This window comes from Rhodococcus rhodochrous, assembly GCF_014854695.1.
Taxonomy (GTDB): Bacteria; Actinomycetota; Actinomycetes; order Mycobacteriales; family Mycobacteriaceae; genus Rhodococcus.
This window is the reverse complement of the sequence record NZ_CP027557.1, coordinates 3,883,396-3,894,607: the sequence shown is the minus strand read 5'-3', so window position 1 is coordinate 3,894,607 and position 11,212 is coordinate 3,883,396. Positions and strand designations below refer to the sequence as shown.

12 protein-coding genes are annotated in these 11,212 nt (G+C 68.3%); 7 read left to right on the top strand and 5 right to left on the bottom strand.

Features of this window, described 5'->3' with window-relative positions:
• Nucleotides 1-58 precede the first annotated feature (58 nt).
• Nucleotides 59-1,129, top strand: a complete 1,071-nt coding sequence (locus C6Y44_RS18200; RefSeq protein WP_174247007.1) for an alpha/beta hydrolase — start codon at nt 59-61, stop codon at nt 1,127-1,129.
• 128 nt (nt 1,130-1,257) lie between these two features.
• Here C6Y44_RS18200 and C6Y44_RS18195 read toward each other — a convergent pair whose 3' ends face one another.
• The 5 genes from C6Y44_RS18195 to C6Y44_RS18175 form a co-directional block, all read right to left on the bottom strand.
• Entirely contained in the window at nt 1,258-2,322 is a 1,065-nt protein-coding gene (locus C6Y44_RS18195; protein WP_159417808.1) for an esterase/lipase family protein, read from the bottom strand.
• 100 nt (nt 2,323-2,422) lie between these two features.
• Nucleotides 2,423-3,304, bottom strand: coding sequence for an ABC transporter permease (locus C6Y44_RS18190; RefSeq protein WP_088897611.1), 882 nt, complete (start codon nt 3,302-3,304; stop codon nt 2,423-2,425).
• Between the two features lie 4 nt (nt 3,305-3,308).
• Nucleotides 3,309-4,175 carry an ABC transporter permease gene (locus tag C6Y44_RS18185; protein WP_159417809.1) on the bottom strand — a complete coding sequence of 289 codons (867 nt, stop codon included), beginning with the start codon at nt 4,173-4,175 and terminating at the stop codon, nt 3,309-3,311.
• Complete coding sequence (locus C6Y44_RS18180; protein ID WP_159417810.1) at nt 4,172-5,227, bottom strand: ATP-binding cassette domain-containing protein; 1,056 nt, start codon at nt 5,225-5,227, stop codon at nt 4,172-4,174. Before C6Y44_RS18180 ends, C6Y44_RS18185 begins: the two co-directional genes overlap by 4 nt.
• Before the next feature lie 151 nt (nt 5,228-5,378).
• Nucleotides 5,379-6,074, bottom strand: coding sequence for a GntR family transcriptional regulator (locus tag C6Y44_RS18175; protein WP_051424840.1), 696 nt, complete (start codon nt 6,072-6,074; stop codon nt 5,379-5,381).
• A gap of 282 nt (nt 6,075-6,356) precedes the next feature.
• Here C6Y44_RS18175 and C6Y44_RS18170 point away from each other — a divergent pair, with 282 nt between their 5' ends.
• From C6Y44_RS18170 to rplB, 6 genes are all read left to right on the top strand, one after another.
• The gene (locus C6Y44_RS18170; RefSeq protein WP_041803423.1) at nt 6,357-7,865 is read left to right on the top strand and encodes an amidase; all 1,509 of its coding nucleotides are present in this window, start codon (nt 6,357-6,359) and stop codon (nt 7,863-7,865) included.
• A gap of 485 nt (nt 7,866-8,350) precedes the next feature.
• Nucleotides 8,351-8,656: a 30S ribosomal protein S10 gene (gene rpsJ / locus C6Y44_RS18165; RefSeq protein WP_003938093.1), complete on the top strand. Its 306-nt coding sequence runs from the start codon at nt 8,351-8,353 to the stop codon at nt 8,654-8,656.
• A gap of 45 nt (nt 8,657-8,701) precedes the next feature.
• Nucleotides 8,702-9,355 (top strand): 50S ribosomal protein L3, encoded by a 654-nt coding sequence (gene rplC, locus C6Y44_RS18160; protein ID WP_006554610.1) that lies wholly within the window; start codon nt 8,702-8,704, stop codon nt 9,353-9,355.
• Nucleotides 9,352-10,035: a 50S ribosomal protein L4 gene (rplD, locus tag C6Y44_RS18155; protein WP_159417811.1), complete on the top strand. Its 684-nt coding sequence runs from the start codon at nt 9,352-9,354 to the stop codon at nt 10,033-10,035. Before rplC ends, rplD begins: the two co-directional genes overlap by 4 nt.
• Nucleotides 10,032-10,337 (top strand): 50S ribosomal protein L23, encoded by a 306-nt coding sequence (gene rplW / locus C6Y44_RS18150; protein WP_006554608.1) that lies wholly within the window; start codon nt 10,032-10,034, stop codon nt 10,335-10,337. Before rplD ends, rplW begins: the two co-directional genes overlap by 4 nt.
• Before the next feature lie 38 nt (nt 10,338-10,375).
• A complete protein-coding gene (rplB, locus tag C6Y44_RS18145; protein ID WP_024101620.1) occupies nt 10,376-11,209 on the top strand; it encodes a 50S ribosomal protein L2 in 834 nt (277 codons plus the stop codon).
• Nucleotides 11,210-11,212: the final 3 nt, after the last annotated feature.

The following is an 11,212-nucleotide window of genomic DNA, read 5'->3' as shown; positions in this document are numbered from 1 at the left end:
CGGCCCCGCCCGAGGTCTGTAGCCCACGCCCGGAAGCGGGTCTGAGGAGGTTGTCGGAATGAAGGTTGTCCAGTCGAGGACGCGAGCTCGGAAGGTGAGGTTCGCTGCGGTCTCCGCGGCGGTCGTCGCCCTGCCGTTGTTCTTCGGCGGCGTGACCGCCGGGGCGGACCCGGTCGCGGACACGCTTCAGCCGATCGAGTCGGTGACCAGCGAGAACGGCTCCAAGATCACCCGTATCGAGAACTACGGCGAGCAGCAGCTGCTGGTCTACGTGTACTCCGCTTCGATGGACAAGGAGATCCTGCTCGACGTCTGGCGCCCGGCCGACACGAGCGAACCGCGCCCGACGCTGTACCTCCTCAACGGCGCCGGCGGCGGCGAGGACAGCGCGACCTGGCGCTTCCGTACCGACGCGATCGAGTTCTTCAAGGACAAGAACGTCAACGTCGTCTCGCCGGTCGGCGGCAAGTGGAGCTACTACACCGACTGGAAGAACGAGGACCCGGAGCTCGGCGTCAACAAGTGGGAGACCTTCCTGACGAAGGAGATCCCGCCGCTGATCGACGCCGCGCTCGGCACCAACGGCGTCAACGCGATCGCCGGTCTGTCGTCCTCGGGTACGTCCGTCCTTCAGCTGCCCATCGCTGCCCCCGGCCTGTACCAGGGCGTCGCGGCCTACAGCGGGTGCGCGCAGACCTCCGACCCGATCGGTCAGCAGTTCGTCAAGCTCGTCGTCGAGACCTGGGGTGGCGGCGACACCCGCAACATGTGGGGCGAGCTCAATGATCCGGCCTGGGTCGAGAACGACCCCTACGTGCACGCCGAGGAGCTGCGCGGGCTCGATCTGTACATCTCCAACGGCACCGGACTGCCGGGTGTCCACGACACCCTGAACGGCCCGCAGATCGACGGTGAGGTCGACGTGCTCGCCAACCAGATCGTCGTCGGCGGTGTCATCGAGGCTGCGACCAACTACTGCACGCACAACCTCCGTGGTCGCCTCGACCAGCTGGGCATCCCCGCCACCTACAACTTCCGCGACTCCGGCACCCACTCGTGGGGTTACTGGCAGGACGACCTGAAGGATTCGTGGCCTGTCCTCGAAAAGGCCCTCGGTCTCTCGGACTGACAGGCTCTGCGACAGAGCAGAGCAGAAGGCCCCTACCGCTCGCGTAGCGGTAGGGGCCTTCTGCGTTCGGTGTTCGACGTTCGGTGTTCGGTGTTCGGTGTTCGACGGTCGACCGAGGTGCGACGGCGCTATCCGGCCTCGGGCGCCGGGCACGGCACGGAGTGTCCGGCCGCGTAGTCGGGGTCGAGGGCGGCCTTCACCAGGTGGAGCGATTCGGGCCGCATGAGGATCGTGGAGTGGTCGGCGGGGGAACTCGGGCAGCCGTCCTGGACCCACACGTTGCGGACCTCGGCGCCCGGTCCGGGCCGCAGGAACGAGCTCTCCGGTGGCGTGACGATCTGGTCGTAGCGCGTGGCGATCGACGTGTACGTCACGCCGGGACGGGTGTCGCCGTCCTTGTTGAGATTGCTGAGCATGCGCGAGCCGATCAACTGCTGCTGGCCGGCGGCACCGAGATCGGTGCCGCGGAACAACAACTCGGCCACCGCATCGCTGCCGTTAGTCAGGCCGAGCACGGCGAGCACCGTGTAGAGCTGCTGGAGACCGTTGAAGGTGGTGCCGTGGTTGGTCGCACCCAGCATCACGAGGTTCCGGACGCGGTTGAGGGCGGGATCGGCCGGGTTCGCGCCGCCCTCGAACTTCAGGTACTGGCGGGAGACGACACCACCCTGGGAGTGACCGACGAGATCGACCTGCCCGGCGCCGGTGTGCTCGAGGACCGCGTCGACGAACGTTCCGAGTTCCTCGGCGGACCTCTCGATGTTCGACACGCCCCACACCGTGCGATCGGGATCGAGATATCCCTGCGCGGCGCCGTAGTTCAATGCGTAGACGCAGTACCCGAGCCGTTCGAGTTCGGGCGCGACATAGGTCCATGTCGGGTACATGCCCGCCCCGGTGCCGTGCACGAGGACGACCGGACGTGGATGCTCCGGCGACGGTACACACCCGAGGTCGTTCGCACCGTCGACGCCCTGGCCCATCGTGCTCAGCAGGGCAGCGAGGCGACTGTCCGGCGCATCCGCCGAGGTGGGGAGCGGTACGGGAGCGGGGGCGGTGGCCGCCGGATCGGCGGCCCGCCGGTCGGACGGGATCGGATCGGCGGCCGAGATCGCCGGCGCGACGAGTGCCGATGCGGAGACGGCGAGGACGGCGACGCCGGACACGAGTGTGCTGCGACGAAAACGGAACATACGAAACTCCTCGGCGAACGCTCTGGGTACGGCGTTCACACGGGTCGGGATCGCGGGACAGCGTAACAGCAGGTCGCGGGGTGGTCCGGAGAGTGGAAGATCAATTCTGTTCGGCCGAGCGCCGGTATCCGACGACGGCGGGGACCACGAAGATCGCCACCATCCCGGCCGACCACAGGACGGTCTTCAGGAACGGTTCCGCGATCGGACCACCCATCGCGAGCGAGCGCATGGTGTCGATTGCGCAGGACATCGGCTGGTTCGCCACCACGGGTTGCAGCCAGCTCGGATATGCCATGACCGGCACGAACCCCGAGTTGAAGAACATGAGCAGGGTGCACAGGATCGAGACGGTCTCGACGAGGGGTGTGCGTCCCGGCAGGGTCGCCAGAGCCGTCACCATCATCGCGAATCCCAGACCGAAGATCAGCGGGACCACAAGGCTGAGCAGGGTGGGGCCGATGCCCTGCGTGAACCGGAAACCCAACGCCATGCCGGCGGCGAAGATCACGAGAGAGGTGACGAACACACGCACCATCTCCGCCATCAATCGTCCCACCAGACCGGACGAGCGGTGGACGGGCAGCGTGTGGAACCGGCTCAGCAGGCCGGAATCGCGTTCGGTGCGCAGCCCCACCGCGCTGACGACCGAGCCGAACATCGCGCCGACGAGCACGATCATGGGCACGGTGCCGAAGATCGACGAATAGCCCGTCGCGGCGGTGATGCTGTCGCCGAGCACGATGCGGAACATCACCAGGGTGAGCGCCGGATAGATGAGCGCCTGGATCATCGTGGCCGGATCGCGGGCCCACCGGAGCAGCAGGCGACCGCACTGCAGGCGGCTGTGCTCCCACAGTGCGCCGAGGGAACTCTCGCTGCGGACGCGATCCGGTTCGGGATAGGCGAAGGCGCGACCCGGAGTCCCTGCCCGCTCTCGCGATCGGGCCCGTGCCCGCTGTGTCTCGACGGTCTTGCTCATCGACTCACTCCCGCCTCGTCGCGGCCCACACGGCGCCCGGGATGCAGATCACGGCCAGCCCGATCATCCAGAACAGGCTCGGCCGGAAGACCTCCCAGGTCACGCCGTCCTGGGCCATGTCGCGCATCGCGAAGGAGAACTGCGAGATCGGCTGGTTGCGGACGAACGGTCTGATCCACTCGGGGAATCCCTCCTCGGGCACGAAACCGCACGAGAGCATCCCGAGGATCAGCTGCGGCAGGGTCAGCGCCTGCGCTGTGGCCTCGGGGCTCCGGGACAGACATCCGATCGCGTCGGCGCCCAGGCACAACAACAGGCTGATGATCAGTGCGGTCGCGCAGAACAACGCTGCCTGCCCGGGCCCGGCGGAGAAACGGAAACCGATGAGATAACCGAATCCGATCGCCGCGGCCAAGGAGATGACCGACCGCACCATGCTCGCCGTCATCCGTGACGCCAGGGGCGCCGCCGGGGCGACGGGCATCGTCTGCAGACGCGAGGTCACACCGGTCGTGCCCTCCTGCGCTGCCAGCTGCGCCGCGGAGATGGCGGTGAACGCCATCGACTGCAACACGATGATGGGCATCAGGAACTGCGCGTAGTCGATGCCCTGCAACTGCATCACGAACTTGAGCGGCAGATAGAAGCCGAGACCGAAGACGAACGGTGCCAGGACCGCGAGGACCAACTCGCCGTACCGCGCCATCGTGCGCAACGACCGGAGCGTCAGCACCCACCACTGCTCGACGCCCGACGGCGTGATCCGGCGGTGGACCCCTCCCCGACGTGCGGGAAGGGTGGACGGGGAGTCGGTGAACGAGACCGTGGAGGCTTCCGTCCCGCGGACCGTCTCGTCGGTGCGGGCCGTCACGGCCGCTCACCTGCCGGCGCAGGCTCCGCTCGTTCCGCCTCGGGCGGCGCTGTCGGGCCGTCGTTCGTGGGGCCACCGTCCGTCGGATCGCCGCCGTCGGAAGCGGAGTGCCCGGTGAGGCGGAGGAAGACGTCGTCGAGCGAGGGACGTCGCAGACCGATGTCGGCGAGTTCGATGCCCAGGGGTTCGATGCGCCGCAGCACCTCGGTGAGGGTCGCGGCGCCGTCCGGTGCCGGGACGGACACCCGATCCGTGTCGGGGACCGTACCCACCAGGACGTCCTGGGAGAGAAGACCGTTCAGGGCGTGCAGGATCTCGGGTATCGCCCGCGGGTCGGCCGGAACGATCTCGCATTGGGTGCCACCCGCGGAGGACTTCAGCTGGTTCGCGGTGCCCTCCGCGATCACGGTGCCTTTGTCGATGACGATGATGTTGTCGCTCAGCACGTCGGCCTCTTCGAGGTACTGCGTCGTCAGGAGCACCGTGATGCCCTGGTCCTTGAGCGCCCCCACCAGCGACCACACGCCCTGCCGGCTGCGCGGGTCGAGACCGGTGGTCGGCTCGTCGAGGAAGACCACCTTGGGACGGACCACGAGGCCGCACGCGATGTCGACCCGTCGGCGCATACCGCCGGAATAACCCTTCACGGGGCGACGACCGGCGTCGACGAGATCGAACTCCCGGAGCAGATCGTCGGCTCGCCGGGTGGCCGACTTCTTGTCCAGACCCATCAGGCGGCCGAACAGGATCAGGTTCTCCCGGCCGGTGAGGGTGTCGTCGAGCGCGGCGAACTGGCCGGTCATCATGATCGACCGCCGGACCGCTGCGGCGTCGGCGACCACATCGTGCCCGGCGACCACGGCGCGACCCGAGGTGGGACGCAACAGTGTCGACAGCACCTTGACCATCGTGGTCTTGCCGGCGCCGTTGGGGCCGAGGATGCCGAGGACACGGCCCGGCGGTGCAGAGAAGCTGATCCCGTCGAGTGCGTGGACGTCGCCGAACGACTTGTGGACGTCCTCCACGAGAACTGCCTGGTCGTGATCGCTCACATCACACCCCGCCGTAGATCTCGGTCCCCGTCGGGGACGGGTCGGTCCGTCACCGTCGGAATCGTACCGGTGCGCACGATCCCGGGAGGGGCGGACGGACATGCGCGTCGGCGCCGACGTCCGTTCCCCTCGGGGTGTTCACGCCGGTCGGTCAGGACCAGACGCCGAGATCTTCGAGGTGTTCGACGAGTCGGTGGGCCCCGTCGGTGAAGTGTTCGCGCGTCTCGCGTCCGGCGGCCTCGACGTCACCGGTGCGCAGCGCCTGCAGCAACCGCTCGTGTGAGGCGATCGCCGCCGTCCCCCAGTTGCGATCGTCGGAGTAGAAGTGCACGGGGGTGTACCGGGTCGCGTTGTGGAGGAACCACGCGAGCTTGCGCGAACGCGCCACCCGGTTCAACGTCCGGTGGAACTCGAATTCGAGGTCCTCGATGCGCGCGCCGTCACCGGCCCGCACGGCCTCGGCGAAACGCGCGGCCAGCTCGTCGAGCTCCGCGAGGGTCTCGGCCGTCATCAGGGTCGCGGCGCGCTCCACGAGCCGCTCGGCGAGTCTGCCCTGGAGCCAGAAGATGTCGTCGATGTCCGATCTGTCGAGCGGGGACACCACGTACCCGCGATGGGGGACGAGTTCGACGAGCCCCTCACCACGGAGGGTCAGCAGAGCCTCGCGCACCGGGGTCACGCTCACCCCGAGGTCGGCCGCGGTCTCGTCCAGACGGACGAAATCGCCGGGTCGCACACCGCCGGACATGATGAGGTTTCTCACGTGCGCCGCCACGTCGTCCGAGAGCTGCGGTCGCCGACGAATCTTCGGGGACCGTGATGATCCGGACGAAGCGGACGAGTTCATGGCATGCGCCTTCCTCTGATGGACGGCTCGCATTATCACCGCACGGTCTCGGCGGCATCACGGCCGGGGGTGACATGTGGCACACATTCCCCGCCTCGCCCGGATCGTGACGCAGTTCGTGGTTTGGTTGGCGGGGTGAGCACCGGAGTATCACGCCGACGGTTACTGGGAGGGGCCGCCGGCGGATTGTTCGCGTGGGGTGCGACCGCGGGGAGCGGTCGTGCGGCTCCGCCACGCAGGCTCCCTCCACCCGACACCGTCACCGTCACCGATCCCGCGAGGATGAGTGCGGTCGAGGCGGCGGCGCTGCTGCACGCCGGCGAACTGCACCCCCGGGAACTGCTCGACGCCTGTCTGGACCGCACCCGCTCGTACGACGGAGCGATCGGTGCGTGGATCCGGCTCTACCCCGAGATCGCCTACGCGGCGGCCGACGCGGCGGGGGAGCGGCTCGCCCGCGCGCGCCGCGACCAGGCCCCGGCACCGCTCGTGTGCGGGCTTCCGATCGCTCTCAAGGACATCTTCGCGGTCTCCGGACTTCCGCTCACCGCGTCGAGTCGCGTCCTCGAGGGCAACATCGCGGCCGGGCACTCGGGTGTGTGGCGCCGACTCGAGGACGCCGGCGCGGTGCTCATGGGGCACGCGCACACCGACGAATTCGCGATCGGTGTCGCCACCCCGCAGGTGGGCAACCCGTGGAACACCGAGATGTCGCCCGGCGGATCGTCCGGCGGCAGCGCGGCCGTGCTCGCCGCGCGGTTCGCGCCCCTCGCGCTCGGCAGCGACACCGGCGGTTCGGTCCGGTTCCCGGCGAGCGCCTGTGGTGTCTCCTCGATCAAGCCGACCTACGGGCGCATCACCTCGCACGGCATGATCCCGCTGACCTGGACCCGCGACCACGTGGGTCCGATGGGCCGCAGCGTCGCGGACGCGTCCCTGATGATGACCGTGCTCGCGGGCGCGGACCCGGCCGACCCGATCACGGCACTCGGCCCCGACGTTCCCGAGGGCGGTTACCCGGTGACGGCGGCCGGGGGAGCGAGTCCCCTCGCCGGCGTGCGCATCGGGCTGCCCGTGAACACGAATCCCGCACCTCCCGAGGCCGTGCAGCGCGTCGTCGACGACGCGGCGCGGGTGGCGGAGTCGCTCGGCGCGGTCACCGTCCCGGTGACGATGCCGCCGCTGCCCGAATCTCTCGCGACCGGCGATCAGGTCGAGATGGGCGCCTACCACCAGCAGTTCACCGACCGGCTCGGCCTGTACCGCCCCGAGAACGCGGTGGCCGCAGGCACGGCGGTGGCCTCGCTGGCCGTGCCGGTGGGCGACTACCTCACCTTCGAACGCGACCGCCTGCGCTACCAGAGCGACTACAACCGGATGTTCGTCGACCAGGATCTCGACGCGATCATGCTGCCCGGCGCCTCCGTCGACGGCGCACGACGCCAGGAGTTCCTCGGCATCAGTGTCACGGCCGGAGTGACGGGCCCCGTGCGCTGGGCGAACTACTCCGGTGCCCCCGTGGTGACCCTGCCTGCCGGGTACTCCGCCGCGACGGGGATGCCGGTCGGTGTGCAGCTCGGTGCGCGGCCGTGGCAGGACGAACGTCTCATCGGCATCGGGCTCGAACTGCAGGAGGCACTGCCGATCTGGCGCGACGAGCCGCAGCTCGTCGCCGCCGGCGCACGGGTCCCCGAGGTCGCGCTGGTGCCGCCGGGCCCCGGTCCCGACCCGACGAATACGATCGGGGCGGCCGCTCCGGTTCGGACCCTGCCGATGAACCCCATCGGCTAGGCTCGACCACGCGGACCCGACCGCGCGGCGTATCGCCGAGGTGCACATCACGCACCGTCGTGAGTTGAACTCTCGGCCGTGCTCCTGCATACTGGTCGGGTTGCCTTGACCGGGCCATGGATGTTTCGCGGCTCGGAACGGGAAAGACGTGACAGTCGCGGATCGAGCCTCACGGCCTGGTCGCGGCCACATGCAAGACGGAAGCAGTACCCCTGTGCGCTCCTGCGGAGCGCAGCCGGTTCCGTTCCTTGCGGTGTCGAAGCCTTCGAGCATCGACGCCGGGGAATGAGCGGCGGGCCGACACGCCCGACCGCGTGGACCGGAGAACAATGACAGATGAACAGCGGCAAGCGGATCGGATACGTCCGGCTCGCACTGTGTTTCGAGTGCTGTTCTCGGTCGCCGTTCCCTGGGGAACTGTGCAGACGAGGTGGTTTCCGGCTCCGCCGGGGATCACGAAACGCGGCAAGAAAAGGACACTAAGCGTGGCGGGACAGAAGATCCGCATCAGGCTCAAGGCCTATGACCACGAGGCGATCGACGCATCTGCGCGCAAGATCGTCGAGACGGTGACCCGTACGGGTGCCCGCGTGGTCGGCCCGGTGCCGTTGCCCACTGAAAAGAACGTGTACTGCGTCATCCGCTCGCCGCACAAGTACAAGGACTCGCGCGAGCACTTCGAGATGCGGACGCACAAGCGGCTCATCGACATTCTCGACCCGACGCCGAAGACCGTCGACGCGCTCATGCGCATCGATCTCCCGGCGAGTGTCGACGTCAACATTCAGTGACATTCGATTACAGCGAGCTTGTGAAAGACGCAGCGGAGACAACACATGACTAACCAGATCAAGGGAATCCTGGGCACCAAGCTCGGCATGACCCAGGTCTTCGACGAGAACAACCGGGTCGTTCCGGTCACCGTCGTCAAGGCCGGACCGAACGTGGTCACGCAGATCCGCACCGAGGAGCGCGACGGCTACAACGCCGTGCAGCTCGCCTACGGTGCCATCGCGCCGCGCAAGGTCAACAAGCCGGTTCGCGGCCAGTTCGAGAAGGCCGGCGTCACGCCGCGCCGTCACCTGGTCGAGCTCCGGATCGAGGACGCCTCCGAGTACGAGGTCGGCCAGGAACTCACCGCAGAGGTGTTCGAGGACGGCGCCTACGTCGACGTCACCGGCACCTCGAAGGGCAAGGGCTTCGCCGGCACGATGAAGCGTCACGGCTTCGCCGGCCAGGGTGCGTCGCACGGTACGCAGGCCGTGCACCGTCGTCCGGGCTCCATCGGTGGTTGCGCCACCCCGGGCCGCGTGTTCAAGGGCACGCGCATGTCCGGCCGTATGGGCTCCGACCGCATCACGACGCAGAACCTCTCGGTCCACAAGGTGGACGCCGAGAACGGTCTGCTGCTGATCAAGGGCGCGATCCCGGGTCGCAAGGGCGGCCTCGTGATCGTCAAGACCGCAGTGAAGGGTGGTGCACGGGCATGACCAGCACCGAGACCGCAACCAAGCTGACCCTGGACGTCAAGGCCCCCGGTGGCCAGACCTCCGGCTCCGTCGATCTCCCCGCCGAGATCTTCGACGCTCCCGCGAACATCGCGCTGCTGCACCAGGTCGTCACCGCGCAGCTCGCCGCGGCCCGCCAGGGAACGCACGCCACCAAGACCCGCGGCGAGGTTCGCGGCGGTGGCAAGAAGCCGTACCGCCAGAAGGGCACCGGCCGCGCACGTCAGGGCTCGACCCGTGCGCCGCAGTTCGCCGGCGGTGGCACCGTCCACGGCCCGCAGCCGCGCGACTACAGCCAGCGCACCCCCAAGAAGATGAAGGCCGCCGCCCTGCGCGGAGCCCTCTCCGACCGGGCGCGCAACGAGCGCATCCACGTGATCACCGAACTCGTCCCCGGTCAGACCCCGTCGACGAAGAGTGCTCGCACGTTCCTGGGCGAGATCAGCGACCGCAAGAAGGTCCTGCTCGTCGTCGGCCGTGAAGACGTGGCGGCGTGGAAGTCGGTTCAGAACCTTCCCAACGTCCACGCGCTCGCGCCGGATCAGCTGAACACCTACGACGTGCTCTACAGCGATGACGTCGTGTTCAGCGTCGAGGCGCTCAACACGTTCATCCACGGGCCGGCCGAGTCCGGCCAGGAAGTGAAGGAGGAGAGCAAGTGAGCACGATCGCCGATCCTCGCGACATCCTGCTGGCTCCCGTCGTCTCCGAGAAGTCCTACGGGCTGATGGAAGAGGGCACCTACACCTTCCTGGTCCACCCGGACTCGAACAAGACGCAGATCAAGATTGCCGTCGAGAAGGTCTTCGGCGTCAAGGTGAGCAGCGTCAACACCGCCAACCGTCAGGGCAAGCGCAAGCGGACCCGGTTCGGTTACGGCAAGCGCAAGAACACCAAGCGCGCGCTCGTGACCCTCACGGCCGACAGCAAGCCCATCGAGATCTTCGGAGGCCCGGTCGCCTAGCGATCGGAACTCTCGAGAGATAGAGGACGAGAAGACTCATGGCAATCCGTAAGTACAAGCCGACTACGCCGGGCCGTCGTGGCGCCAGCGTGGCGGACTTCGCCGAGATCACTCGGTCGACGCCCGAGAAGTCGCTGGTGCGCCCGCTGCACGGTCGCGGTGGACGTAACGCGCACGGCCGCATCACCACCCGTCACAAGGGTGGCGGACACAAGCGCGCCTACCGCCTGATCGATTTCCGTCGCAACGACAAGGACGGCGTGCCGGCCAAGGTCGCTCACATCGAGTACGACCCCAACCGCACCGCGCGCATCGCGCTGCTCCACTACGTGGACGGCGAGAAGCGCTACATCATCGCCCCCAAGGGCCTCGTGCAGGGTGCCCCGGTCGAGTCGGGCCCCAACGCCGACATCAAGCCCGGCAACAACCTGCCGCTGCGCAACATCCCGACGGGTACGACCATCCACGCGGTCGAGCTGCGTCCGGGTGGCGGCGCCAAGATGGCCCGCTCCGCCGGTGCGAGCATCCAGCTCCTCGGTAAGGAAGGCACCTACGCCACGCTGCGTATGCCCTCCGGCGAGATCCGTCGCGTCGACGTGCGCTGCCGCGCCACCGTCGGCGAGGTCGGCAACGCCGAGCAGTCGAACATCAACTGGGGCAAGGCCGGCCGTATGCGCTGGAAGGGCAAGCGCCCGACCGTCCGTGGTGTCGTGATGAACCCGGTCGACCACCCGCACGGTGGTGGCGAGGGCAAGACCTCGGGTGGTCGCCACCCGGTCAGCCCGTGGGGCAAGCCCGAGGGCCGCACCCGCAAGAACAAGGCGTCCGACAAGCTCATCGTCCGTCGTCGCCGTACCGGCAAGAAGCGCTAGTCA